Source organism: Corynebacterium stationis (assembly GCF_001941345.1).
Lineage (GTDB): Bacteria > Actinomycetota > Actinomycetes > Mycobacteriales > Mycobacteriaceae > Corynebacterium > Corynebacterium stationis.
Genome location: NZ_CP009251.1, coordinates 24,598 through 49,556, shown reverse-complemented (window position 1 = coordinate 49,556; position 24,959 = coordinate 24,598). Strand labels below are relative to the sequence as shown.

The following is a 24,959-nucleotide window of genomic DNA, read 5'->3' as shown; positions in this document are numbered from 1 at the left end:
CGCGTCGACCAGGAGGATGGCCACCGTGGCCAGGGCGATGGCGATGTTGACACGCATGGTGCGTACCGTGCGCTGAGCCAGACCCAGGGCGTAGGGCAGGCGAGGCAGCTTATCGGCCATCAGGGCGATGTCGGCAGTTTCGATGGCAGCCGGGGAGCCGGCGGCTCCCATGGCCACGCCGATGTCGGCCTGGGCGAGTGCGGGGGTGTCGTTGACGCCGTCACCGACCATGGCCACGGTGTGGCCCTTTTCCTGCAGCTCACGCACGATGGTGAGCTTGTCCTCAGGCATCAGCTCGGCGTGAACCTCGTCGACCCCGAGTTCGGCGGCGACGTTGCGGGCCACCCGCTCGGCGTCACCGGTGGCCATGATGACTCTGGCGCCCTTCTCGTGCAGGGCCTGGACTGCGGCGTACGCGTCATCGCGGATGGTGTCGGCGACGGCGACGATGCCGATGGCGCGTCCGTCGACGCCGACGTACATGGCGGTCTTGCCCTGGTCGTTGAGCTCGAGGATGCGGGTGTTGTCCGGGGTGACATCAAGCAGGTCTGCGGAGCCGACGGCGACAGTCTGACCGTCGACCTGGGCGCGGATGCCCTTGCCGGTGATCGGGGTGGCGTGGTCGACCATCTCCACGGTCAGGCCCTTGTTTTCCGCGCCGTTGATAATTGCCTCGGCCAGCTCACGGGTACCCGACAGGTAGTCGGCGTGGATGTGGGTCTCGGTCACCGCGACGATCGTCATGTCGTTTTTTCGGCCATCGCCCGGTAGACCTCGATGTCTCGGCGGGGATCGACCACCACGGCCGTGTTCTTGGCCTGGCAGCCGATGAAGTAGCTCGCCTGGGCCAGGTCCTCGTCCTAGATGCGTTCGATGAGCATGGTTTCTCCTTCGCAGGAAATCGGGGACAGCCGGGGACGTCTTCCCCGGTCCTACGACACCACCATAATACCCCCAGGGGTATTGAACAAGAAGTACCCTAGGGGGTATATGATCAGGGGAAATGGAGTGAAACGTAGGTCAACTCATCAGGGTAAATGCCCCAGCCCCCCCCCGGAACGATCGATCATCGACCGTCCCCGTCGATGAGGGACCACTTGCGGTCGGCGACCCAGGCCGAGAGCATCTGCCGGGGAGATCGGCCGCCGCCGCGACAATACCCCTGTCATTGGCTGCGGTCACCGGTGGGAACGCTCCCGACTCGTCCGCGATGCTGTACGCCAAGGGTGGGACGAGCACGCCTACCGGATGGTGAGGCAGATGCTCACCGTCAACGAGGATCAACTCGCACTAGGGCAGAAACCGAAGAGGGCAGCACCCAGGTCCCCGACCACACGGTCAGGGGACCTGGGTACTTATATTGCGGTGTTCTCTTGCCTTGTGAGGGGCAGCTCGATGCCGGTTTGGTGGGTGTCGAGCACATCGGCATCACCCTGCGGTGACCGGCTCACCCCGACTTGCCTCCGGGCTCAGGAGGCGTCGACAAGCAGATAAGCACTTAGGGGTGCTCCGTCACCGGGTCGGCGTAGCGGCGGATGTCTACTTCTCCGACTTCAGTGTTCCCGCCGTCCTGCTTATCCGACCGGTGGGTGACCACGATGACGCTGCGTCGGGTCCGCGGTCCGGGTAGCGGCTTGGCCAGGAGGGTGTCCAGCAGGTCGTCGGCATCTGCCGCGTCAATGTGTTCGGTCGGCTCATCTAACAGCAGCACCGGCGCGGTGGAACATAGCGCCCTGGCCAGCAGCAGACGGCGGCGCTGCCCGCTCGACAGGGAACCCGCGCCGTCGGCAAGCAGCAGGTCCAGCGGGTCGGTGACCGGTCCCACAGTCTCCCGCAGCCAGTCATCTAACCCCACCGCATGCAGGACCTCCCATAGTTCCCCGTCACTGGCGGCCGGGTTGGCCACGAGGAGGTTCTGTCGGATAGTGGTGGAGAAGAGCCATTCGTCCTCCGCGTGCACGCGGACGGTCTTCCGCAACGCGGCCGGGTCGATCTCCGGCACACGTTGCCCTCCCAGCGTGACAGAACCGCTGCGTGGTGGCACCAGGCCACCCAGGGTCTGCAGCAGTGTGGTCTTGCCGCAACCGCTGGGGCCGCGAATGACCATGCGCTCACCGGGTGGCAGATCCACCTGCCAGGTGGTATCGCCGAAGCGGCAACGTAGGTCGGTGGCTTTAAGGTGACAGCCATCGAGCTCCCACGCCGTCGCCTCCCCGCCGTCCGTCGCCGAAGTGGTGTCGGATTCTTTGACCAGGTCGGTGAGTCGGTGGGCGCTGCGGGAGGCCTCGTCGGCGTGGATCGCAGCTTCTGAGAGCTGGGCGTGAGACTCGAAGGCGGCCAGCGGCAGCAGCACCATCATGCCCAGCCAGGTGGGGTCCCCGGTGTAGGTCAGCGCGCCAACGACCACGGTCAGCGCCGCCGCCAGACCGGTGGACCAGGTGATCAAGACCTGTGAGGTGGCCAGCGGTTTCTCGGCGGCGACGGTGGCGTCGCTGCTGCGTCGCGACGCCGTGAGGGCCCACTCCTCGCGTTTCGCCCCCAGGCCGGCGGCGGCGAACTCGACGCGGTGGTCCAGCAGTTCATCCAGGGCCACGTCGAGGTTGTCCTCGGCGAACACTCGGCGTGAACGTCTGGCCGCCCGCACCGCCAGCCACGGGGTGATAAGGCCGGTGACCATGAAGCCGAGAGTCAGGACCAGGCCCGCTGCCGGGTGCAGCCAGGTAGCGCCGGCCACCGCGAACACGGTGAGCACCAATGCCACCCCACCGGGGACGACAGAACGGACGATGACGTCAGTGATGCGTTCGGTGTCGGCGACCAGGCGCACCAGCCCGTCACCGCGGGTGAAGAGGTGTCCTCGGCCGGTGCCGGTGTGGTCAAAAGCCAGCGCGTCGAAGACCCGTGACCGCAATGTGGTCAGGGCCCGCAGCGCGATGCGGTGGCTGAGCAGCCGGTCCACGTAGCGGAATACTGCCCGGGAGATGCCCAGGCCGCGCACCGCGGTGACCGCGACCGAGAGGTCCAGCACCGGTGGCATCTGCCAAGCCTTGGTGATTAACCAACCGGAAACGATCGTCAGGGTCAACGCAGAGATCAGCGTGATGGAACCGGCAGCGATACCCGCGACGACCTCGCGGTAGCGCACGCCGGCCAGGCGCAGCATGGCGCTCAGGGCGCGAAATTCGGACTTCACAGGTACACCACCTCATCCGCGATCGCGGCCAGCCGGACGTCATGACTGGCCACCACCACCGTGTGTCCGGCCGTTGCACGCCGCCGCAGCTCAGCGGAGAGGGCCTCCACCAGCTCCGGACTCAAGTGCGCGCTAGGTTCATCCAGCAGATACAGCGTGGGGCCGGTGCCGCCCGCCAGGGTGCGCGCCAGGGCCAGGCGTTGGCCCTGGCCCGCCGAGATGCCTTCCCCCGCCGGTCCGAGGCGGCGTTCCAGCGACACGTCGAAGCCCAGGTTCCGAGCGGTTTCGGTGGCCGGCCCACGCTCCGCACCCAGCAGCACGAGGTTGTCCTCTACGCTGCCCTGCACCAGTACCGGCCGGGCCGGCAGATAGGCCGTGCGCACCAACGGCGCAGCGACGACCCGTCCGGTGACCAGATCATCCGGCAGCGCGCCCAGGACGGCGAGGAACACAGTGGATTTTCCGGAACCGTTGTCGCCGTACAACACGGTGATCGTCCCAGGTTCGGCGGTGAAGCTCAAGTTCTCCGGCTTCATGCCGTCGCGGCCTCTCACGCTGAGGCCGGTGACCGTCAGTTGGGCGTCTCCAGGTGATTCGCGGTGGGTCAGATAGGTCCGGCCGCGGTGGTCCGCTCCGGCCCCGGATGTGTCGGTTGCTTTGGCATCCTCATCCAGCAGCTCCAAGATCTCCTCGACGGCGGCCAGCCCATCGGCTGCGGCGTGGAAGTTCGTACCCACCTGCCGGATCGGGTTGTACACCTCCGGGACCACGATCAGCGCGATCAGCCCGGCGGTCAACTCCATGTTCCCGTCCACCAGGCGCAGCCCGATGCTCACAGCAACTAGCGCCACCGCGAGGGTGGCCAGGAACTCCAGGGCGAAGGAAGAGAGGAATGCCAGGCGCAGCACCGACATGGTGGCCTTTTCATGGCGACGCCCCGTGGACCGCAGCTGCCTACTCGGATGACGGATGGCTCCCAGCGCCCGCAGCGTTAGCGAGCCGGAGAGTAGATCCGCCAGCTGCCCGCCCAAAGCAGCGGTCACCTCCAGGCGGCGTCGGGTATGCGCGGCGGTCAGCTTGCCGATCAACACCATGAAGGCCGGGATCAGCGGCACCGTCACCAGCGCCAAGATTCCGGAGACCGGGTCCGCCACCAGCACCACCACCAAAGCGGCCGGAGTAGCCAGCACGACGGCGACCAGCGAGGGCAGAAATTCGCTCAAGTAGGGCCGGAAGTCCTCGATACCGTCGGTGAGTACCTCACGCCAGTGGGCCGATTCCTCCTGCACGCGGCGGGGATCGCGGCGTCGCAACGCGGTCAGAGCCTTGGCCCGCAGCGTATCCACGACCCGTCCGACGCTCTCCGAGGAGGCGCGTTGCGCATGACCGGACACGACGCCGTGGACAGCAATGACCACGAAAAGTGCCACCACTGGCCAGGTCAGCACGTCCCAGTCGGCGCCGCGGTCCAAGATGACGCGGGCTGCGATCCAGCCGATGAGCACCCCGCGGGCGAGCACTAACACGGTGGTGAGCGCCTGCAGAACGCCGGTACGCAGGATCAGGCCCCACACCGGCGGAACCAGAGCAAGGAGTCTGGGGTCAATGGGTCCCTGCACGCGGCTCACACCGTGATCCGCTTGGCGAAGGACCAGAAGGTCCAGCCCTGAGCGGCCAGGATGAACGGCACCAGGATCAGCACACCCCAGGACAAAAAGACCAGCGTGTAGTCCGAACTAGAGGCGTTATAGATGTCCAGAGACACCCCGCCCGGCAGGGAGGTAGGCATCACGTTCGGGAACAAGGTGACGAAAATCTGCACCACCAGGGTGGCCACAGCCACGGCAGTGGCCGCGAACGCGAGGCCGTCGTGGCCCCGCATGATGGCCACCGAACCGATGAGCACGCACAGTGCGAGCACACCCACCGCGATCCAGATGACGGGATCACCATGTGCCAGCTGAGTCCATACCGCGAACCCGACGGCCACCACGGCTGTCGGGATAGTCAGCCGTTGGGCTAGGCGATGGGCCCGGCTGCGCAACGGTTCGTGCACCTTGAGCCCCAAAAAGGTCGCGCCGTGCACCATGAACACCAGAACGAAGGTCCCCGCTCCCAGCAGACCGTAGGGATTGAACAGGCCAAACATCGCGGTCAGACTGGAATCGATCTGCCGGTTGGCGTCGATCGCCACGCCCTGGACGATATTGGCGAAGGCTACACCCCAAAAAATCGCTGGCACCCAACTGCCGATAGCCAACCCGATATCGCAGCGGTCCCGCCAGGCCTGGGTGTCGACTTTGACGCGCCACTCCAGGGCGACGCCCCGCAGGATTAGGGAGAGCAAAATGAGCAGCAACGGGAGATAGAAACCGGAAAACATCGTGGCGTACCACTCAGGGAAGGCTGCGAACATGCCACCCACCGCCACGATAAGCCACACCTCGTTGCCGTTCCACACCGGTCCGATGCTAGTGGCCACCGCGTCGCGACGCCGCGCACGCTCCTCACCGTCACCGCCCAGGAAGGGCAGAAGCATACCGACACCGAAGTCGAAACCCTCCAGGACGAAATAACCGACGAACAGGAAAGCGATCACGATGAACCACAAGGTCTGCAGATCCATGATCAATTCCCCTTCTCATCAACGGTGCGCTCATCACGCTGTCGGCGTGGTTTCGTGGTGACAGCTGCGGAACCCCGGTCGGCGGGTTCGGACTCTTCGGCGCTGGGGAAGTCGTCGGAGCTGTCGGCGTTGAAGCTCAGCGGTTCTAGCTCCTCGGCGTCCGGCCCGTAGGTGTCCTCGACGATGTTCTCGGAAGCGCCAGATGCCAGTGCCCCGGCAACCACGAAGCGGCGCATGAGCCAGAACCAGACCACGGCGAGGATGCCGTAGATCAGGGTGAAGGCGATCAGGGAAATCCAGACGGTGGCCACCGAGTGGTTGGACACCCCGAAGTCCACGATCAGGTGGATGTCGTTCTCCCCGTTCGGGCTATTCTCCGGACCGAAGTCAGGATTCGGGTACACCACCCAGGGCTGGCGCCCCATCTCGGTGAAGATCCAGCCGGCGGAGTTAGACAGGAAGGGGAACGGAATCGCGATGAGACCCAGCCAGGCGAACCACCGCCTGTCGGTGGTGCGTTTCTTACGGGTCAACCAGAAACCGACGATAACCACCAGGATGGAGGCGGCCATGAAGCCGATCATCAGACGGAAGGACCAGTAGGTCACGAACAGGTTCGGAGAGTAGTTGCCCGGACCGTAGAGCTGCTCGGCCTGGGCCTGCAGGTCCGTGACACCCTGCAGCGTTACACCGCTGAATTGGCCGCCGGCCAGGAATGACAGAACCCAGGGCACACTGAAAATCTCGGAGACGGAGTTGCAGTCGTTGAACGTGCTGATAGCCAAGATGGAAAACCACGGGTCCTCCTCCGTATAGCAAAGGGCCTCCGCGGAGGCCATCTTCATCGGCTGGACCTCGAACATCACCTTGGCCTGCAGATCACCGGTGATGGAAACGGAGACGATCCCCAATAATGTGACCCACAGTCCCATGCGCAGCAGGGGCCGCCACAACTGCCCGGCATCCTCGGCGTTTTCGCCCGTCTTTGCGGCGTGACGACGATCGCGCACCATCCACCACGCACTAATGCCGGCGACGAAGGTGCCGGCCACAAGCACGGAACCGGCCACCGCGTGCGGGAAGGCCACCAGGGCCACCGGATTGCTCAGCAGTTCCCAGACGTTGATCAGTTCCGCGCGACCGTTCTCGTAGTTCATCGCCGCCCCCACCGGGTGCTGCATAAAGGAGTTCGCCACGATGATGAAGTAGGCCGAGACATTAGTCGCGGCTGCGACGATCCAGATGGACGCCAGGTGTATCCAGCGGGGGACTCTTCCCCAACCAAAGATCCAAATGCCCAAGAAGATGGACTCAAAGAAGAAAGCTGCCAGCCCCTCCAGGGCGAGCGGACCACCAAAAACATCGCCGACAAAGCGAGAGTACTCACTCCAGTTCATGCCGAACTGGAACTCCTGGACAAGGCCGGTGACCACGCCCATGGCGAAGTTGACCAGGAACAGCGTGCCGAAAAACCGGGTGGCGCGGTACCACATATCTTTACCGGTGCGATGCCAGGCCGTCTGCATGATTGCCACCAGCGGAGCGAGTCCGATGGTCAGGGGGACGAAAATGAAGTGATAGACAGTCGTGATGCCAAATTGCCAGCGTGAGACATCGACAAGATCCACAGCGTATGCCTTTCGCAGTTGAAAAACCGGCACAGTAACTCATCGCCACCGCGACAGCTTCTTTTCCGGCAGGCGTGGCGAACTGGCCTCACACACTCCCGGCTCGCGATTCCTGCCGACACCCGATCTAAATTCAGGTATACCCAAGTTGTCGGTCCGGCTGAACGGAAAGTTCCGAGAACGTGACGAAGGTCTCCACCCGAAGCCCATTCGAGTTGATGCAGGTCACCCCAGGTCTGGGCCTGCGTCACACATGGCCCCGGAATCACCGGCGCTGGGAAGTGGCCGCTCGCCAAGGTCAGAGGCTGGTGAAATCGGAGTAGAAGCTGACAAACACCGAGGCGGCCACGGCGACGTAGACCACGGCGATCAGGGTGCCTGCCCACTGGGAGGCAAACCGCACCACAGCAGGCGAGGCGGGGAAGAGGCCGTGGGCGAGGTTGCGTACTGTGAGCAGGATAAACAGCGGGACCATCATCGCCCACACCACCATGCAGTACAGGCACAAAATATGGATGACGAACAGCGCCTGGTACCACAGCCAGATGATGAACAGCAGGCCCACGGTCACACCCGCCTGCAAACCTCCCCAGTACCAGTCGGCGAAGCGTGCCCCCGACAGCATGGCCATCGCGGTGGTGATGACCACGGCGAAGGCGACGATGCCGATCAACGGGTTGGGGAAGCCGAAGAGTTCGGACTGCCAGGTGCCCATCACCTTTCCACAGGAAACCAACGCGTTGATGTCACAGGTGGTGACATGCTCGGCGTCCTCGTAGAGGGCCAGGCGTTCGAGCACCAGGATGCCCGAGGCCACCCATCCGATCACACCGGTGATCAACAGGATGAGGGCGAAAGGACGGTTCCGGGCGACGGCCGGCAAAGAGGGGTCAGTGTTCGTCTCGGTCACAAGAACCTCATTGTCGTCGGCGGTGGGTGAGTGCGTCATGGATTCGGGTTAGTCGGCGGCAGCCGCGTCGACCTCGGCCCGGAACTGCTCCAGGGAGTCCGGGGTCAGGAGCTGACCGTCGAGGAAGAAGGTCGGGGTGCCGCGCACACCCAGGGCCGTGCCGTCAGCCACATCGAGTCGGACCCGTTCCTCGGTGGCCGGATCGGCCACAGCGGCGTCAAAGGCGGCCATGTCCAGACCCAGGTCCTCGGCGAAGCCGCGGAAGACCGCGCTTTTGTCCTCGGCGGACTCACCCCACTCAGACTGGGTCTCAAACATCCGGTGGTACATCGCTTCGTACTGGTCCTGCTGGGCGGCAGCCTCCACAGCCACGGCAGCGGGCATGGAGTTGCGGTGACCCGGCAGCGGGAAGTAACGGTTGACGAAGGTGACGGTGTCGGAGTACTCCGCACGAAGTTCCTCCACGAAGGGGTAAGCCGCCCGGCAGGCCTCGCACTCGAAGTCGAGGAACTCCACCAGCACGGCCTTCTCGTTCGGCGCCTGGGACAGCACCCGACTGTTGTCCCGGACCACCTGCCCCGCATCACTGGTCACGGTTTCCGGGGCGGGCGCAGAAGCGGAGTCGGATCGGCCGAGGAAAAAGGCGACGATCCCGGCGATGACGACGATTGCCAATAACGCCCAGACAATGATCCGGGCTTTTCTCCAATTCCCGGAGGGCCGGGTGGAGGTGGTGCGGGTGGTGGGGGTGCTCACGAGGGTTCCGTTCTATCTCTGGTGGAAATTAAGGGGTGTCGAGGCCGTGGGCCCCGGGGGACCCGGCAAGGTGGCGACGAAGTCCTCCAGGACCGAGACGGTCATCAGCAGGTGCATCCGTCCGGCGAACAACAGGCCGGATCGATGGTGACCACCAACTCCAGTAACTCGCCAAGGGCGTGACCCAGCTGGGGATCAGCCAGAGAATACCAGACGTTGCGCCCCTCCGGGGTGGCGGCCACCAGCCCGCATCCGCGCAGACAGGCCAACTGATTCGACATCACCTGTTTGGAGACATCCAACTGCCGGGCCAGGTCCGAGGGTCGGGCGGGCCCGTGGCGCAAGGCCAACAGGATCCCGGTCCGGGTGTCATCAGACAGGGCATGGCCCACCCGGGACAACGCCGAGGTGTGAGTGACGGTCACCGTGCTCATAATCGTAGACAGTACACAATCCCCTGTACTACTCCTCGGTGCCCTCGGCGGAGGAGTGCGAGATGACCTGGAGCATGTTGACACCCGGACCACAGACGCTGGCCTGAGGGTCAGGACCGGGTTTTCTCCCGGGTGGGGGAAGGTTAGAAGGTGATGCCGTGCTGGGCGAACCAGGGGGCGGGGTCGACGGCGCCGCTGCCGGTCGGGTAGAGCTCAAAATGCAGGTGGGAACCGGTGGAGAAACCTTGGTTACCCATGCCGGCGATCTTCTGGCCGGCGGTGACCTGCTCACCCACGCTGACATCGAGGGTTTCCATGTGGCCGTAGACGGCAATGGAGCCGTCATCGTGCTGGATGCGGATCCACTGGCCGAAACCGGAAGCCGGGCCGGAGTCGATGACGGTGCCGCCCATGGCCGCAAGAATTGGGGTGCCCACGACGTTGGCGATGTCTAGTCCTGCGTGGAGGCTGCCCCAGCGCATACCGAAACCGGAGGTGAAGGTGCCTTCAGTGGGTTTGACCACGGATGAGGCGTTGGCCAGGCGTTCTGCCTCAATCCGTTCTGCTTCCAGACGTGCAGCCTCAGCGCGGGCGGCCTCGGTGCGCTCGGCGGCGTACTCAACCGCCTTGTCCAACTGCTCGTTGATATTGGTTACCGGCTTATACTCCGAGATCGTCAGGATCTGCGGGGCCGTCTCCGTCGTGTCCGGGGGCAGCGCGGTGTTATTGGTGGCCAACTGCACGCCACCGACAATGTCCTGCGGGGAGATCGGGGCCTCAGCCTGGGTCTGCAGCGTGGCGGCGGCGGCACCACTGAGACCCGCAGACGAGACCACGCCCGTGGCCACGGCCACCAGGGCTACGCGGCTCTTGGTTTGCGGGGTGGGGATCTTGCGGTGTTTTCCTCCGGCTGGTCGCTGAGCCTTCAGTCGCATGAATCTTCTTCCGTCGTTGTCCGTTGGTCCGCCCCACTCAAGCCCACCGCTATGCACGGTGGAGACTAGATTGTGACCGTTCCGTTATTTACGGACGTAATACTAACCTCCCCTTCCCCCAAAGTTCCAGCCGCCAGGCGGGGTCGGCGACTCTTCCACCCTTCTCACAGGCGACTCACCCAGGGTTGACAGGGGGCGGGGGAGGTGGCCCCAACGTGCCGGAGGGCTGTTCCCTGCCAGTAGGTGACCTCAAGAGAAATCGGGCACGACCGGGGTGGCCCTGTCAGAACTCCGGCTATCGCCGACTTCCTGGCCACTCCCGGCGACCTCCCACCAGAAGTACCGGGTCGGCGGGGACGGTGAGGGTGTACCAGTGCCCCGGGTATCGCTGGCAGGCCAGCGATCCCTCGCCGGGGTCGGTGGTGGCCTACTCCCCGGAAACCCGGGCGTTTTCGCCGCTCCCCCGCACCTGCCGGAGGAGCGCAAAGGTGACAAAGGCCAGCGGAACCACACCTGTGGCCCAGGCCAGGACGGCGGCGCGTTGGTCAGCGAGCAGATCGAGCTCCCAGGGCAAAAGCAGGGAGCGGTAGAACTCCTCGCCCAGGATCGTGTCCAGGCGCAGGAGATAGACCCCGACAAGCAGGTGGACGGGCAGGGAGGCGACCAGCCACCCCAGGCGGACGGCGGCCGGGCGACGGCGCGGGATCAGGTCGGGGCCGAGCATCCCCCAGACGTAGAAGCACCCGGAGACCAGGAGCACGGTGTTCATGATCAGCTGCCCCGCGTACTTGGAGATCAGCAGCTCATAGAGCGGGATGAACAGGTACATGACGTAGAAGAACACCAGGAACTGCAGGGTGTTGACCACCGGATGGGTGATCACCCCCACCAACCGGCTGCGGGTGAAGGCGCGCACCCAGTCGTGGATATTCGGCCTACCCGGGGCCCCCGGGGCGAAGGCGGTCATCAGCAGGGTCAGCGGGGCACCCATCACCAGGAAGATGGGGATGACCAGCGACAAGATGATGTGACCGACCATGTGCACCGAGAAGACCGCGGGCATATTCAGCCCGATCCCGGAACTCATCGTCACCAGCAGGGTCACACATCCGGCCAACCACCAGGCGGTGGGGGTGCTTGACCAGGTGTGACCTGTCTGGCGGGTGCGCCACACAGCGGAGAGATAGCCGACGGCCAGAAGCAGGGCGAGGGCACCAAACAGCAGGTCAAAGCGCCACATGCCCCACACGTTGAGGATGGTGGGCTTCTCGGACAGCTCGTAGCCGAGCTTGGTGGCCATCTGCGAGAGGTTCGGGATGCGCGGTGAGGGCGGCGGGGTGCGCCCCATGGTGATGGCGATACCGGTGACCGCCGCCATGACAAGCACCTCGACGATGGCGACCTGGCGGAACAGGCGGCGATCAGCGGGGTTGGCCTGCACCTGCGGAATGACCCACGCCCGGTGGATCCACCCGAAGACACCGAGGATGATCACGCCGATGGTCTTGGCCACGATGATTAACCCGTACCGGGTGGTCAACAGATCCGTCAGCTCGATGCGGATGGCGGCGTTGACTAACCCGGACACGGCCATGACGATGATGGAGACCAGGGCGATTGTCGAGTAGCGGCGCAGCGCAATATCCAGGTCAGGTCCCAGGCGACGCCCGTGGGCGAGCAGGGCCATGAGTCCGCCGACCCACAGGACTAAGAAGACCAGGTGCCACAGGTAGGAGTTGGTGCCGTGGTCGTGGTTGCCGCCCGAGGAGGAGTGCCCTGTCAGGCCCAGGGGGATGATCATGAGGATTGACCCGAGGAGCAACAGTGGTTGGGTGATCCACGCCCGGCTCATCAGGCCCGTACCACCGGTGACCAGGGCAATAAGCGCGACGATCAGCCACACCCGGGCCATGGCCACCTGCTCGACGGCCACCGTCAGGGTCTCCAGGCCGAGTGTCTGGGCCAGGGGGGTGCCGGAGACATCTGAGAGCACCAGCGGGATCATCAACAACGCGATCAGTCCGAAGCAGATGGCCGCGACCGCACCGGTACGCGAGGCCAGGTGCCCGTCCACACTCAACGAGGCCTGATGCAGGCGGTCGTGATCACCGCCGGGCAACCGTGGGGAGATGAGGAAAGCAGCGAACAAGAAAGAACCGGCCGACAGGGCAGCGAGCATCCAACCGACCGCACGGAAAAACGGCAACCCGAAGGTGGTCGCGATGCCCGGGTTGGGGATCCCCAGGGCCGCGAGGGATTCGCCGAGGAAGCTGTAGGCAACCGTCCCGCCGACGGCACCTGCGACGGCGAAAAAGAGCAGGTACAACGGCCACGTGGGGCGTACCCGCTCCTGAGGCCGGCGCCCGATGGCGGGGGTCGTCCCTGCGGTCGTATCCGTGGCAGTGGGGGTGTTATTTACCGGGTGGGTCATCTGTGTCCATTTCGCCGTCCATGCCGCCTCCACTCTCATGGTGTGCTCGGAAGCGGGCGTGAGGTTCACCCTAATAGGGCCTGCGGGTGTTCTTGTAAATTGCCCAGGGACCGGTATCTTCCCCCGGTTCACCCCCTGCAGGGGGCACCGACCTGGGAAGAACAACACCCGGTGAAGGCGCCGTGGCCGGGAACTTTCCTCCCGCCTGTTCCGACTAGTGTCTTGGTACCTCCCGCAGGCAGGTGTCTTAGTCGCTCACATCCGGTTGAAGAACCGGCCCAACCCAGGAGGACTTTCGTGATCATCTCCCCCACGCTCCCTCGTCGTGTGCTGGCTACTGTTGTGGCGGTCGGGGCCCTGACCGTCGTAGCCACCCCGGTTGCCCTCGCGCATGACTCCGTGATCGGCGGCAATCCCGCGGACGGTGACGTGGTCGAAGAATTTCCGCGCAGCATCGAGCTGGAGTTCTCCGGGCTTCCCCAGGAAGGTTTCAGCACCGTAGCCATCACCGACCAGAACTCCGGTGATCTCCTGTTCAGTGGTGAGCCGACCATCGACGGCCGACTGGTGACCCTTGATCTACCTGCGGATGTCAGCGGCGGGCCAGGTGACTACACCATCGGCTTCCAGATCCTCTCCTCCGACGGCCACGCCACCCGCAGCGAGACCACCTTCACCGTCGTCGGTGACGCCCAAACGACCGCCACCACCACGGGCACCGACGCCAAGCCTGTGGAGGAGACCACAGCCGCCGAGAACACCGCCGAGGGGGCCACCTCCGTAGTCAGTAATCCGATAGTCCTGACCCTCGCGGGGTTGGCCCTCTTCGGCGTCATCGCCGGGGCCATCGTGCTGGTTGTCCGGAGCCGTGACAGGCGTTAGGAAGCAGAAGACTCCCGCTACATCCTGAGCGCCGGTGTGCCATGCCGCGGGTCAATCTCCCTCCAGGCTGACGCGGTTTCAGGACCCCACCTCCCACCTGACGTTCGTCGGACATCCAGGGGCGACCACCCGAGGGACAATTGCAGACTAATCAGCCCCCACTGTATGGTCAGTGCATGCTGACTATTGCTTCTCGTCTTGATGTGATGAACCGGCTGGGACGTGCCATGGCCGATCCCACCCGGTCCCGGATCCTGTTATCCCTGCTGGAGGCTCCAGGTTATCCAGCGCAGTTGGCCCGGGACCTGGAGTTGACGCGCTCGAATGTCTCCAACCACCTGACGTGTTTGCGCGATTGTGGGATCGTGGTCTCCGAACCGGAGGGCCGGCGCACCCGCTATGAGATCGTCGACGCTCACCTGGCCCGGGCGCTTGCCGTCCTGGTGGAGACCACCCTGTCGGTTGACGAGAACGCCGCGTGTCTGGACCCGCAGTGCCCGGTCGCCGGTTGCTGCGATACGGACGGAGGCCAGCAGTCATGACGTCTGCCTGTGGTTGTGAACCGTCCGCACCGATGACCGAAGAAGATGAGCACACCCCGTGGTGGCGTGACCGCGCCATCCTCCTCCCGGTGGCTTCCGGAATGTTCCTGCTCATCGGCCTGATCCTCGAGTGGTTTATCCCCGGGGCCGGGCTGGTGGCCACCGTATTGTTCTGGGCCTCCCTGCTGCTGGGTGCCTCCCAGTTCGTCCCCGGAGCCCTCACGAGACTGGTCACCCGGGGCAAGCTGGGCATCGGGCTGTTGATGACGATCAGCGCCATCGGTGCCGTCCTGTTGGGCTTCATCGAGGAGGCCGCCGCCCTGGCCTTCCTCTACTCCATCGCCGAGGCGCTGGAGGATAAGGCGATGGACAAGGCCCGCTCGGGCCTGCGTGCCCTGCTGGCCCTGATCCCCTCGACCGCGACGATCATCGCCGCCCATGGGGCGACCCGCACCGTGCCGGTCGAAGACCTCATCCCGGGTGACGTGTTGCGCCTGGCCGCGGGGGAACGCCTGGCCACCGACGGGGTTATCCGCTCCGGGCACAGCAGCCTGGACACTTCGGCGATCACCGGCGAATCTATCCCCGTCGAGGTCGGCCCCGGCGATGCAGTGCTGGCCGGGTCGATCAACACCACCGGGGCACTGGAGGTTGAGGCCACCGCCGCCGGCACGGATAACTCCCTGACCACCGTCGTCGAGCTGGTGGAGCAGGCCCAAAACGATAAGGGCCAACGCGCCCGTATCGCCGATCGCCTCGCCCGCCCCTTGGTGCCCGGTGTCCTCATCCTCGCCGTCCTGGTCGCCGTGATCGGGTCCCTGTTCGGGGATCCAGGTGTGTGGATCGAACGTGCCTTGGTTGTCCTGGTCGCCGCGTCGCCGTGTGCGCTGGCGATTTCGGTGCCGGTCACGGTGGTCTCGGCCATCGGGGCGGCCAGTAAGTTCGGCGTGGTCATCAAGTCCGGCGCCGCCTTTGAGCGCCTCGGTGGCATCCGGCATCTGGCACTCGATAAGACCGGTACCCTGACCCGCAACCATCCCACCGTCGTAGATGTGCTCACCACCGACGGCGTCAGCCGCGCGGATGTCCTCGGCTGGGCCGCGGCGCTGGAGGCCCACTCCACCCACCCGTTGGCCGCCGCCATTACCGCCGCCACCCCGCAGGCCCCGACCGCCCAGCAGGTTTCCGAGGCCGCCGGCCAGGGGATCACCGGGCTCCTCGACGGGTCCCGGATCGCCGTGGGCAGCCCCCGTTGGCTGAGCCCCGGCCCCCTGGCCGGCCAGGTCGAAACCCTGGAAGAACAGGGCATGACCGTGGTCATCGTCCACCGCGACGACCGGCCCGTGGGGGCGGTCGGGGTGCGCGATGAACTCCGCCCGGAAACACCTCAGGTCATCAAATCGCTCGCGGACGAGGGTTTCGGGATCACCATGCTCACAGGTGATAACACGCGTACCGCCACCGCCCTGGCCCGGGAGGCCGGCATCACGGACGTGCGGGCCGAGCTACGCCCGGAGGACAAGGCCACCGCCGTGGCCGGGCTGGGGACCCGCGGCCCGGTGGCGATGATCGGTGACGGCATCAACGACGCCCCTGCCCTGGCATCAGCCGATATCGGCATCGCCATGGGCGCCAAGGGCTCGGATGCGGCGATCGAGTCCGCGGATGTGGCGTTTACCGGCGATGACCTGCGCCTGATCCCGCGTGCCCTGCACCACGCCCGCCGGGGACGGGCGATCATCAACCAGAACATCATCCTGTCCCTGGCGATCATCATCGTCCTGTTGCCGCTGGCGATCACCGGTGTGCTGGGACTGGCTGCCGTCGTGCTGGTCCACGAGGTGGCCGAGGTCATCGTCATCGCCAACGGCCTGCGGGCCGCCCGCACCCAGCATCCTGACCTGAAGCCCGTCGAGGCGGCCACGGTCACCGCCGACGAGGATGCGGACGGAAGGTCCCGGGTCTCGTAGTGCTTTCCCCCATGAGCACCCTGCGACAGGATGTACTTTCTCACCGGACGGGGCAGTAGACTTCATGGCTGTGAGCAGCACACGTGAGCGCAGGTACGGTCGGGCCCCGCAGAAGAAGGGCTGGCGGACATTCCTCCGGCCCGGCTGGGCGTTCGGTGTCCTTGCCATCATCGCTTTCTCCTACGTCGCCTTTACCTTTCTGGCGCCGTGGCAGCTGAGCAGGGATAGCACTATCGTCGAGCGCAACGAGCAGATCGAAGCCGCCTTCGAGGTCGAGCCCGTCCCCGCCGAGGAGATCTTTGACGCCCAGGGCAGTATCGAGCCCGGGGAGGAATGGGCCCGGGCGATCCTTCAGGGCCACTACCTGCCCGAGGATGAGGTGCTGATGCGCAACCGTCCGGTCGACTCCTCCCCTGCCTTCCATGCCTTGACCCCCTTCCAGCTGAACTCCGGTGAGGTCATCTTGGTCAACCGGGGTTTCAACCCGCCGCTTGAGGGCGGTGTCCCACCGATGGATACTGCGCCAGCCGGTGAGCAGTCCATCGTCGGCCACGCCCGATTCACCGAGCAGACACCGATGTCCCCCATTACGTTGTTAGCAGTTCCGTTTGAGGGAACCGTAGATTCATAGCCTAGTCCCTGTTTCAGGGGTAGGTAGTGTTTGTTCCGTTCCTTCTTTCCTTTCGGGGAGATGGAACTAGTCGCTGGCTTTGGTATGGCTTGTTGTTGTCCCTGTCTGAAAATGATCCGGGGGGTGATGCCGCCAAAGGCAGTGACATACTCCCAACTGCTAATAGGAACCTGACCCGCACAATCTGGTGTGAGGTCTCAAAGTAATGTGGATGCCAGCGTGAAGTATGTCCGACCACCAGCGATGAAATGACCCAAATTCGTTTTCTATCGCTAGGAGGTTCAAAGATGACATACGACTATGTCATCGGCATGGACGTCGGCAAGTACTTCCACCACGCTTGCGTCCTCGATTCCAGCGGCCACCAGGCCCTATCCAAACGCATCAACCAACACGAGCAATCTCTTCGCAAACTCTTTGGCGCCTATGCAACAAAAGCAACGAAGACTCTGGTCGTCGTGGATCAGCCGAATAATATCGGTCGTCTGACCGTGGCAGTAGCTCAGGACATCGGAATTGATGTCCGCTATCTCCCCGGACTAGCCATGCGCCAGCTATCACGCATTCATGCCGGTAATGCAAAGACAGACGTCCGTGATGCCTACATCATTGCCTATGCCGGAAAGAATCTTCCAGAATCACTAAGAAACGTCGACCGAGTCGAAGAAGCATTTATCCAGCTCAAGGTACTCAACGGCATCGACGAAGACCTTGCCAGATCCTATACACGGCTTATCAACCAGATCCGTTCAGCACTAGTCGGCACATATCCAGCATTTGAGCACGTACTGCGTGGACAAATGATTCACCGCAAATGGATACTCCACTTATTAGCCAAATACGGCGGTCCCACCAAAATCAAGCGGCTAGGCAAGGCACGAGTCAACACGTTCGCGCGCAAGCACCGAGCACGCAATCCGGAGCCTATTACTGACGCAATGTTTACAGCCATCGCCGGGCAGTCAGTCCAGATAGCAGGAGCTGAATACGCAGAGCTAGGCGTGGCAATGTCTGCCAAAGATGCCTTACTCAAACTCGAGCATCGTAAAGAAATCGAAGCCCAAGTCATCGAACTCATCGAAGAAATCCCCCAAACACAACTCCTGTTGTCAATGCCAGGAATAGGCCCCAGGTCAGCTGCGCAAATACTGATGACGGTCGGAGATATGTCCGATTTTCCTACCGCGGGTCATCTGGCGTCCTACGCGGGACTTTCACCTAAGACGAACCAGTCCGGAACATCAATTATGTCCAACTCGTTAAATCGGGCTGGAAACAAGAAATTAAAGAACGCCCTATGGCAATCGTCTTTTGCATCGATCAGATTCCACGAGCGTTCACGACAATTCTACGAACGAAAACGCAGCGAAGGCAAAAGGCATAACGCAGCTGTCGTCGCCCTAGCGCGTCGACGACTCAACGTCTTATTCGCCATGATGAGAAACAACGAATTTTACCGCGAGCCCCAGACGGAGGTCACTGCCGCCTAAAGACACCTTCACCCGCAAAGCCGATGGGGATTTCCCAATCGGCTACTTCCTATGCCCGAAAACAACACCAAGAAAGCAAAATAAGGCTCCCTAGTTGCCCCTGTAATCCCCACCCGCGAGGTTGACAAGACTATAGGAACACCCCCCCGATCGAGGACCAGGGCTACCGCCAGGTCTACGGCATTAACACCGCGCAGATTTCCGAGGTGACCGGCAGGGATCTGGCGGAGGACTATGTACAGCTGGCCGAGGGGCAGGCCGGGGAGATCACCGCTATCCCGGTGCCCATGCTCGACCGCGGTTCGCACTTGTCCTACGCCTTCCAGTGGATTGCCTTCGGCATCATGGCCCCGCTCGGCCTGGGGTACTTTATTTGGGCGGAGATGAAGGAACGTCGCCGTGTGCGCCGCGAGGAGGCCGAGCTGGCCGACGGATCGACATCCTCGCAGCAGACCGGGGACTCTCAGGACGAAGAGACAGATTCCGACACGGTGGGCGCCCTCCGCACCACTCACCCGGAAAATGACACCCAGGGTCTCGCCCATGCCCAAGCCACTCTTTCCGCATCCTCGGGTGCCCGTGCGCGCCTGTTGCACGACCGTTACGGCGACAGCCAGCCGAACCACTCCCGGAAATTCACCGATCCCCAGCGCGAGCGGTTCTAACCGCAGCCTTCTGCCCAGCGCCTTTCGGCCCACTGGCGCCCTTTCACGACGGCACGGGGCCAAATCCATCAAGCATTTTCAATAAGCTTTCAATAAGAGTTTTTCCCGGCTAGACTGCAGGCATGAGCGCGCACCAACACGACCATGACCCCGGCCACCGTACTGCCCCGAGCGGATCCCTCACCGCCCTGGCGGTCACCTTCGCCCTGACCGCCACAATCTTCCTGGCCCAGTCGATCGGCGGCCTCGTTTCCGGTTCGTTGGCTTTGCTGTCCGATGCGATGCATATGCTCTCGGATTCCACGGGGCTGCTCATTGCCCTGGTGGCCCTCCTCATCGGCCGTCGTGCGGCCACCCCCCGGGCCACCTACGGTTACCGCCGCGTCGAGGTGCTCGCCGCACTGGTCAATGCCGCGGTGGTCTCCGCGGTCTCGGTCTGGATCGTCATCCGCGCGGTTGGCCGGATCGGCGGCCACGAATCGATCGACACGGGCATGATGCTCGTCGTGGCGGTGGTCGGTTTGCTGGCTAACTTGATCTCCGCCCTGATTCTCATGCGCCGTCAGCATGAGAGCCTCAATATGCGCGGGGCGTACCTGCATGTGCTCTCCGACCTGGTCGGTTCGGTTGCCGTGATCATCGCCGGCCTGATCATCCACTTCACCGGTTGGTTAGCTGCCGACACCATCGCCTCCCTGTTCATTGCCGCCCTGGTGCTGCCGCGAGCACTGCGCCTGCTGGCCGAGTCCCTCTCGGTCCTGATGAACCACACCCCCCGGGGTGTCGATACCCGCGAGGTGGAAGCCGCCCTGGTCGGCCTGCCCGGGGTCACGGCCGTGCACGACCTGCACATCTGGAGCACCGACGGCACGAAACCGCTTGCCACCTGCCACCTGGTCGTCGACGATATGAACGTCTCCGACGGAGGGATTCTGGCCGCCGCTCAAACTCGGTTGCAAGACTTCGGCATTGAGCACTCGACTATCCAGATCGAGCAGGACGGCCACGTCCATCACGAAGAGGTCTGTTGATCACTCACTGCCAGAGTGGGACCCCACGGCGACGGCTTGTCCGCCCTTTTTGACCTGCTTATCACTATATTTCTGGGCTGTTCACAGTCCCCGGCCGGCCACTGGCGGCGAGGGTCCTTGGAGTGAGGATTTCCTATTTCTCCGCGTTTCCCCGCTCGAAGGGCAGACTCAGTTGCCGGGCGTGGAAATCAAAGTGCCAAGTCGGATAGGCGTAGACGTCCGCCACCGTCATCGCCGGGGCAAAGAACGGATCCCACCGGGTCGGAAACGCCATCTCACGTGCCAGGGAGTGCTCGGATTCCTTCTCCAGACTGGTGGCCAGGGCGGCGGTGAGCCACCGGAGTTTCCGGGCCATGCGGTGACGGTGGTAGACCCGGGCCGCAGCCCGAGATCCCCAGTAGTTGACCCAGCCGAAGGGGCGGGTGCTGGCATTGAGCAGACGCGCGAACACCTCGCTCAGCGAGGGCGGCAGATGGCCGAAGAACTTGACCAGAGGTAGCAGTCGACGGACCACCATATAGCCGAAGACCATGTGAAACAGCAGTTCCTCATTCGTCCACCGGGTCCCCACGCTACGGCTGCGCAGCTCGGCATCCCCAGCCCGCGCGAGGACGTCCTCCAGTTCGACACAGGCTCGCCAGTATCCCTCTGTTATCTCAACACGGTCGATCATCGTCGCCTACTTCCGAGGGGCCGACAATCCCGTCTGCCCTTCGATTCCATCATCACACCGCGCGCTTGCCCCCGGCAATGACCATCTGCAATGGGAGGGGTGGCGTGGCGATTCGCGGCCTTCGATACCAAGAATTGACCATGCTGCGTAAATTCATGATCGATCCCCTAGAGACCGAAAGCACCGCCGCCGACGAGGATGAAAATGCCCAGGCCGATCAGAACGATGGGGAACAATACATGTTCCCAGCGTTCGAGGACCTCGGCGATGGGCGGACGGGTGGCAACGAATTTCGCCAGCAGGACCTGCCACCCCTACCTGTCGATTTGAGGTACACCCCAAAAGAACAGTTTTTGAATTACAAACCCCCTCGCAAACTTAATGTTCACTAGGGTTGGGTTATGGATAATGGAACAGAACCGTCACTACCTCTAGATATTCCTGAACATTCTGAGGTTATTTCCGGGCAGAAAGTCGGCTATGTGAGGGTTAGCTCTAAAGATCAGAATCTGGAGAGGCAAACTGCGGCGTTGAAAAAAGAGAAGTGCTTTCGCATCTTCGACGATACCGTTAGCGGTTTGTCCACCGACCGTCCTGGGTTGGATGGTGCGTTGAATTATGTGCGTCCTGGTGACCAGCTTGTGGTTATGAGTATGGATCGGTTGGCGCGATCGCTGATTGATTTGCACCGCCTGGTCGATGACCTCACTGCCCGGGATGTTTCGGTGAAGTTTTTAAAAGAAGGGCAAACGTATTCGTTGAATTCGACTCCGATGGCCAAGCTCATGCTCGGGTTGCTTGGCTCGGTAGCGGAGTTTGAGCGGGCGATTATTCGTGAGCGTCAGGCGGAGGGGATTGCGCGGGCAAAAGCCCGCGGGGTTTATAAAGGTCGCGCGAAAGCGCTGTCTGATGAGCAGCTTGCCCAGGCGCAAGAGTGGGTGGGCGCTGGTGTTCCGAAGGCAGAAGCTGCCCGCAGGCTCGGCATTGGCAGAACTACCCTGTATAACTACCTCACTCAGGGAAAATAGGCCGTAACCATATCACCTTAAGAATGATTTGATCACGGACCGATTCCTTTCTATGTGAGGTTAATTATCGCTGCAATTTTGTTCACATAGAACAACTGTATTCTGATGGTGCTGTTGCAAACTCGCGTTCTCGTCGAAAACGGCGGATCCGGTACCAGCGTTGCGCTGCACACTAACAGATAGTTAGTTATCTGGAATTCCTGTTTGCAAAAGCACCTCTGTGGCCTCGTTCGGCGTTGCTTCACCCTTGACATCAACGACACTTCCATAGGTTCAGCACTGGTCGGATTGGGCAAAATCTGTATCCGGTCGGACCTACCAAGGCTCTCAACCACTGCGCTAGGAATGATGCCGAGTAGCTCTGAATTCATCACCACGCCAGGAACCGACGCTACCCTCGTCCCGATGATTCCAGTTTGAAGTTGCAGGCCGGCCTTCAGTAATAGATTTTCTGGAGCATCATGACCAATCGATGACTTGATCCGTATAAAGCGCTCGGCGCTCATTTGCTCGAGACTGATGAATCCTTCGATTTCGGCACCGCCGTGAGTGCGCACCAGCGTAGGCCCAGGCAGGTTGTGAAACGGTGGGTTCCTCCGAATAATGGCCCTATAATGGCCCTCATGAACCAACCATTGCGCGTTGATATTTTTGCCGACCCTGGCCTACCGTCCCGCACCGTCTCACGTGTCCTCGGTGATGGCAATGACGGAGAGAAAACTGTCGGCAGATATCTTTTCTCCCACCACAAAAGTCGAACCCCAGCGCGCCCAGATGGCACGCTCGATCTCGACACCGTTCGAGGATGGGCACGAGATGATGACGTAGATCTACTGGCCATCGTCACCGAAATCCCCCGCCGTGCCGGGCGAAAACCCAAGATCGCCGCGCTGCACTACGGGGAAGGTCTGGTCATCATTTCCCTACCAGCACTGGGATGGCAGGGCGTGACCCAGAGACTTCGCCATGTACTGTTCGACTCCCTGGACGCTCTAGCCGACCAGCAGACACCCGGAACCGACCAGCGCACATCCGACTCCGGGGTGGTCTACGAGCAGGAGTCTCGTTCCGGCCGGTCCGTCTACATCACCTCTCCCTGGTGGCGACCGGGCAGACTCCGACTGGTCCTGGGCATGGTACGTACCAATGAGCCCCTGTCGACGGTATCGAAGTTGTCGGGAGTACTCGCTGCCGCGGCGGGAACTGGGGCGTTCGGCATCTTCTACTCCTCAATTTGGGAAATGGCGGACGCTTTGCCCAGCTGGCGACTGGGTCTGATTACCGCGATGGTCATTGTGACCATGGTGCTCTGGCTGATCGGTGCCAACAGGTTGTGGGAACATTCACGAAAACTAGGCGACCTGACCGAAGCCGCCATGTATAACGCCTCCACCGTGGCCACTCTCCTGCTGTCGGTCATCTTGCTCTACCTGGTACTATTTATCGGGATCTTCATCGGGGGAATATGTGTCATCGAATCCGGATTCATGTCATCGAAAATCGGTGCGGAAGCCTCCCTCGGGAACTACGTTGATATCGCCTGGCTCAGCGCCTCGATGGGCACCGTTGCGGGTGCTCTCGGATCGAATTTCGATAGCGAAGACACCATTCGAGAACTCACCCACGGCAAACGCCTGGCACAACGATTCAAACAACGCCAAGACGCCAACGAGAACAACTGCTAATTCTCACCAAGCCAAGACACGAGGCATGACTGCCCACCGGATAAACATCATGAGCGCCCTGTGGGGATTGAGGCTTATTCATAGGGGTTTAGCGCTCGCAGTCCGATCGCCGCTCTGGGGCGTGTCCCGGGGACATAAAAAAGGGGACTGCCTGTTTCGATTAATGTGTGAAGAAAAACCAAACAAACAGTCCCACCAGCAAGACTACGGGTCCGTCCCCTGTTTGGTGGACACGCTGACCCCGGCCCAAAATGGGCCGGAGAATGCGAGAAACCACCATGGGCGAAGAACACCTACACCGATGAGTTCAAGACGGACGCGGTCCGACTCTATGAGGACACCACAGGCGCCTCGTTCTCCTCGATCGCCGTGGACCTCGAGATCAGCCGGGCGACGCTGAAGAACTGGGTCTACGCCGCCCGCAAGGCCCGCGGCGTCCAGCCCAGCCGCACCGCCGAAGACCCCACCGACGAGCTGTTGCGCCTGCGCAAAGAAGTCCAGCACCTGCGCTCGGAGACGCAGAAACTCTCAACCGAGCGCGATATCCTGCTGCCAAGGCCGCGAAATATTTCGCGGGAGAGACGACCAGGTAGAGCCGCTTCCGATTCGTTGATGACCACCGAGACCTCTATCAGGTCAAGCGGTTGTGCCAAGTCCTGAGGATCAACCGGTCCTCGTACTACGCCTGGAAATCTGCGGCTTTCCACCCGCCGGCGACGCCTCGGTTACGTTCGTTTTAGATGGCGTTCCCACCACGCATACAACCGCGCTGTTAAATCCGTACAAATGTAATCACTCCAGCCACGATCCAAACTTCCGCGGTGAGCTCTACTGGACTTTGGACGATCTCGTCGCAGCGCTGCGACGCTGTGCGGAGCTGGGTCTTGATGCCAAGCTGCACGCCACCGGTGATGCGTCGGTGCGCCAGGCTCTTGATGCCGCCGAAATCGTCCGCCAAGACGCAGATGGTGGTCCCGCAATGCAGATTGCCCACATGTCTTTTATCTCTGAACAGGATCTCCCACGCTTCGCGGAGCTTAACGTCGCGGCTGACGCCTGCCCCTTCATGTGGTTTCCTAGCCCGCTTACCGATGGCATCTCCGATTTCGTCGCCGACGAAACCATGGCGAATATCTGGCCTTTCACAGACCTTCTCTCCACCGGCGCTCTCATCGCAGGCGGTTCCGACTGGCCGCTGCCAGCCAATCCGATGCTGACTACGGCCATCGCACGGTCAACATCAATCAGGCCATCACCCTGCCCCAAGCCATGGCTGCGTTTACCCGCGAATCCGCCAAAGCTCTGGGCATCGCTGCAGTAACAGGCACCATCGAACCTGGGAAGTCTGCCGACTTCATCGCTCTCGACCGCGATATCTTCACCAGCGACATCAAGCAGGTTCACCAAACCCAAGCCTTAGGGCGCTGGGTGGCTGGCGAAGGAATTTGA

General features: G+C 62.7%; 22 protein-coding genes and 3 pseudogenes. 12 read left to right on the top strand and 13 right to left on the bottom strand.

The window, feature by feature from the left end; all coding sequences use genetic code 11:
* Nucleotides 1-9: 9 nt before the first annotated feature.
* The 11 genes and pseudogenes from CSTAT_RS00265 to CSTAT_RS00220 all read right to left on the bottom strand — a co-directional run.
* Nucleotides 10-681 (bottom strand): annotated as a pseudogene (locus CSTAT_RS00265) (HAD-IC family P-type ATPase); the annotation flags it as partial.
* Nucleotides 670-851 (bottom strand): annotated as a pseudogene (locus CSTAT_RS13630) (MBL fold metallo-hydrolase); the annotation flags it as partial. The pseudogenes CSTAT_RS00265 and CSTAT_RS13630, both read right to left, overlap by 12 nt.
* A gap of 647 nt (nt 852-1,498) precedes the next feature.
* Nucleotides 1,499-3,163 (bottom strand): thiol reductant ABC exporter subunit CydC, encoded by a 1,665-nt coding sequence (cydC, locus tag CSTAT_RS00260; protein WP_040355500.1) that lies wholly within the window; start codon nt 3,161-3,163, stop codon nt 1,499-1,501.
* Between the two features lie 26 nt (nt 3,164-3,189).
* Nucleotides 3,190-4,812 (bottom strand): ABC transporter ATP-binding protein/permease, encoded by a 1,623-nt coding sequence (locus CSTAT_RS00255; RefSeq protein ID WP_040355498.1) that lies wholly within the window; start codon nt 4,810-4,812, stop codon nt 3,190-3,192.
* 5 nt (nt 4,813-4,817) lie between these two features.
* Complete coding sequence (gene cydB / locus CSTAT_RS00250) at nt 4,818-5,819, bottom strand: cytochrome d ubiquinol oxidase subunit II (protein WP_003847484.1); 1,002 nt, start codon at nt 5,817-5,819, stop codon at nt 4,818-4,820.
* 2 nt (nt 5,820-5,821) lie between these two features.
* Entirely contained in the window at nt 5,822-7,447 is a 1,626-nt protein-coding gene (locus CSTAT_RS00245; RefSeq protein ID WP_040355493.1) for a cytochrome ubiquinol oxidase subunit I, read from the bottom strand.
* Between the two features lie 298 nt (nt 7,448-7,745).
* Nucleotides 7,746-8,396: a vitamin K epoxide reductase family protein gene (locus tag CSTAT_RS00240; protein ID WP_066791996.1), complete on the bottom strand. Its 651-nt coding sequence runs from the start codon at nt 8,394-8,396 to the stop codon at nt 7,746-7,748.
* Between the two features lie 9 nt (nt 8,397-8,405).
* On the bottom strand, nt 8,406-9,113 hold the full coding sequence (locus tag CSTAT_RS00235) for a DsbA family protein (RefSeq protein ID WP_040355756.1): 708 nt from the start codon (nt 9,111-9,113) through the stop codon (nt 8,406-8,408).
* Nucleotides 9,114-9,217: 104 nt separating this feature from the next.
* Nucleotides 9,218-9,547, bottom strand: a complete 330-nt coding sequence (locus CSTAT_RS00230; protein ID WP_021352510.1) for an ArsR/SmtB family transcription factor — start codon at nt 9,545-9,547, stop codon at nt 9,218-9,220.
* 143 nt (nt 9,548-9,690) lie between these two features.
* Nucleotides 9,691-10,482 (bottom strand): M23 family metallopeptidase, encoded by a 792-nt coding sequence (locus tag CSTAT_RS00225; RefSeq protein ID WP_075722076.1) that lies wholly within the window; start codon nt 10,480-10,482, stop codon nt 9,691-9,693.
* Nucleotides 10,483-10,909: 427 nt separating this feature from the next.
* Nucleotides 10,910-12,952: a bifunctional copper resistance protein CopD/cytochrome c oxidase assembly protein gene (locus CSTAT_RS00220; protein WP_003847987.1), complete on the bottom strand. Its 2,043-nt coding sequence runs from the start codon at nt 12,950-12,952 to the stop codon at nt 10,910-10,912.
* Nucleotides 12,953-13,210: 258 nt separating this feature from the next.
* Here CSTAT_RS00220 and CSTAT_RS00215 point away from each other — a divergent pair, with 258 nt between their 5' ends.
* The 7 genes from CSTAT_RS00215 to CSTAT_RS00180 all read left to right on the top strand — a co-directional run bounded on the left by CSTAT_RS00215 (nt 13,211) and on the right by CSTAT_RS00180 (nt 20,124).
* The gene (locus tag CSTAT_RS00215; RefSeq protein WP_075722075.1) at nt 13,211-13,795 is read left to right on the top strand and encodes a copper resistance CopC family protein; all 585 of its coding nucleotides are present in this window, start codon (nt 13,211-13,213) and stop codon (nt 13,793-13,795) included.
* 176 nt (nt 13,796-13,971) lie between these two features.
* Nucleotides 13,972-14,337, top strand: coding sequence for a Cd(II)/Pb(II)-sensing metalloregulatory transcriptional regulator CmtR (gene cmtR, locus CSTAT_RS00210; RefSeq protein ID WP_075722074.1), 366 nt, complete (start codon nt 13,972-13,974; stop codon nt 14,335-14,337).
* Nucleotides 14,334-16,307 carry a heavy metal translocating P-type ATPase gene (locus CSTAT_RS00205; RefSeq protein WP_211273019.1) on the top strand — a complete coding sequence of 658 codons (1,974 nt, stop codon included), beginning with the start codon at nt 14,334-14,336 and terminating at the stop codon, nt 16,305-16,307. Before cmtR ends, CSTAT_RS00205 begins: the two co-directional genes overlap by 4 nt.
* Before the next feature lie 70 nt (nt 16,308-16,377).
* Nucleotides 16,378-16,938: an SURF1 family protein gene (locus tag CSTAT_RS00200; protein WP_244892858.1), complete on the top strand. Its 561-nt coding sequence runs from the start codon at nt 16,378-16,380 to the stop codon at nt 16,936-16,938.
* A 287-nt stretch (nt 16,939-17,225) separates the two neighbouring features.
* Nucleotides 17,226-18,428 (top strand): IS110 family RNA-guided transposase, encoded by a 1,203-nt coding sequence (locus CSTAT_RS00190; RefSeq protein WP_075722073.1) that lies wholly within the window; start codon nt 17,226-17,228, stop codon nt 18,426-18,428.
* Between the two features lie 206 nt (nt 18,429-18,634).
* Nucleotides 18,635-19,093: an SURF1 family protein gene (locus CSTAT_RS00185; protein WP_021352504.1), complete on the top strand. Its 459-nt coding sequence runs from the start codon at nt 18,635-18,637 to the stop codon at nt 19,091-19,093.
* Between the two features lie 122 nt (nt 19,094-19,215).
* Nucleotides 19,216-20,124, top strand: a complete 909-nt coding sequence (locus CSTAT_RS00180; RefSeq protein WP_075722072.1) for a cation diffusion facilitator family transporter — start codon at nt 19,216-19,218, stop codon at nt 20,122-20,124.
* Nucleotides 20,125-20,257: 133 nt separating this feature from the next.
* On the opposite strand, the gene CSTAT_RS00175 is transcribed toward CSTAT_RS00180, so the two are convergent.
* Together CSTAT_RS00175 and CSTAT_RS00170 are read right to left on the bottom strand one after the other, a co-directional pair.
* Entirely contained in the window at nt 20,258-20,797 is a 540-nt protein-coding gene (locus CSTAT_RS00175) for a DinB family protein (protein WP_049168305.1), read from the bottom strand.
* 167 nt (nt 20,798-20,964) lie between these two features.
* Nucleotides 20,965-21,102 (bottom strand): annotated as a pseudogene (locus CSTAT_RS00170) (cadmium resistance transporter); the annotation flags it as partial.
* 96 nt (nt 21,103-21,198) lie between these two features.
* Here CSTAT_RS00170 and CSTAT_RS00165 point away from each other — a divergent pair.
* The 5 genes from CSTAT_RS00165 to CSTAT_RS13885 all read left to right on the top strand — a co-directional run bounded on the left by CSTAT_RS00165 (nt 21,199) and on the right by CSTAT_RS13885 (nt 24,959).
* On the top strand, nt 21,199-21,825 hold the full coding sequence (locus tag CSTAT_RS00165; protein ID WP_075722071.1) for a recombinase family protein: 627 nt from the start codon (nt 21,199-21,201) through the stop codon (nt 21,823-21,825).
* Nucleotides 21,826-22,448: 623 nt separating this feature from the next.
* Nucleotides 22,449-23,510 carry a hypothetical protein gene (locus tag CSTAT_RS00155; protein ID WP_244892857.1) on the top strand — a complete coding sequence of 354 codons (1,062 nt, stop codon included), beginning with the start codon at nt 22,449-22,451 and terminating at the stop codon, nt 23,508-23,510.
* Between the two features lie 219 nt (nt 23,511-23,729).
* The gene (locus CSTAT_RS13960) at nt 23,730-24,170 is read left to right on the top strand and encodes a transposase (RefSeq protein ID WP_079005621.1); all 441 of its coding nucleotides are present in this window, start codon (nt 23,730-23,732) and stop codon (nt 24,168-24,170) included.
* Nucleotides 24,157-24,831: an amidohydrolase family protein gene (locus CSTAT_RS00145; RefSeq protein WP_075722068.1), complete on the top strand. Its 675-nt coding sequence runs from the start codon at nt 24,157-24,159 to the stop codon at nt 24,829-24,831. The genes CSTAT_RS13960 and CSTAT_RS00145 overlap by 14 nt, the downstream gene beginning before the upstream one ends.
* On the top strand, nt 24,750-24,959 hold the full coding sequence (locus CSTAT_RS13885; protein ID WP_336469902.1) for an amidohydrolase family protein: 210 nt from the start codon (nt 24,750-24,752) through the stop codon (nt 24,957-24,959). Before CSTAT_RS00145 ends, CSTAT_RS13885 begins: the two co-directional genes overlap by 82 nt.

Bases quoted from the DNA above. Each gene is read 5' to 3' on its own strand.
- CSTAT_RS00240 (WP_066791996.1), bottom strand. From the start codon at position 8,396: ATGACGCACTCACCCACCGCCGACGACAATGAGGTTCTTGTGACCGAG.
- CSTAT_RS00155 (WP_244892857.1), top strand. From the start codon at position 22,449: ATGAACCAACCATTGCGCGTTGATATTTTTGCCGACCCTGGCCTACCG.
- CSTAT_RS00190 (WP_075722073.1), top strand. From the start codon at position 17,226: ATGACATACGACTATGTCATCGGCATGGACGTCGGCAAGTACTTCCAC.
- CSTAT_RS00225 (WP_075722076.1), bottom strand. From the start codon at position 10,482: ATGCGACTGAAGGCTCAGCGACCAGCCGGAGGAAAACACCGCAAGATC.
- cmtR (WP_075722074.1), top strand. From the start codon at position 13,972: ATGCTGACTATTGCTTCTCGTCTTGATGTGATGAACCGGCTGGGACGT.
- CSTAT_RS00220 (WP_003847987.1), bottom strand. From the start codon at position 12,952: ATGAGAGTGGAGGCGGCATGGACGGCGAAATGGACACAGATGACCCAC.
- CSTAT_RS00175 (WP_049168305.1), bottom strand. From the start codon at position 20,797: ATGATCGACCGTGTTGAGATAACAGAGGGATACTGGCGAGCCTGTGTC.
- CSTAT_RS00205 (WP_211273019.1), top strand. From the start codon at position 14,334: ATGACGTCTGCCTGTGGTTGTGAACCGTCCGCACCGATGACCGAAGAA.
- CSTAT_RS00165 (WP_075722071.1), top strand. From the start codon at position 21,199: ATGGATAATGGAACAGAACCGTCACTACCTCTAGATATTCCTGAACAT.
- CSTAT_RS00180 (WP_075722072.1), top strand. From the start codon at position 19,216: ATGAGCGCGCACCAACACGACCATGACCCCGGCCACCGTACTGCCCCG.
- CSTAT_RS00230 (WP_021352510.1), bottom strand. From the start codon at position 9,547: ATGAGCACGGTGACCGTCACTCACACCTCGGCGTTGTCCCGGGTGGGC.
- cydC (WP_040355500.1), bottom strand. From the start codon at position 3,163: ATGCTGCGCCTGGCCGGCGTGCGCTACCGCGAGGTCGTCGCGGGTATC.
- cydB (WP_003847484.1), bottom strand. From the start codon at position 5,819: ATGGATCTGCAGACCTTGTGGTTCATCGTGATCGCTTTCCTGTTCGTC.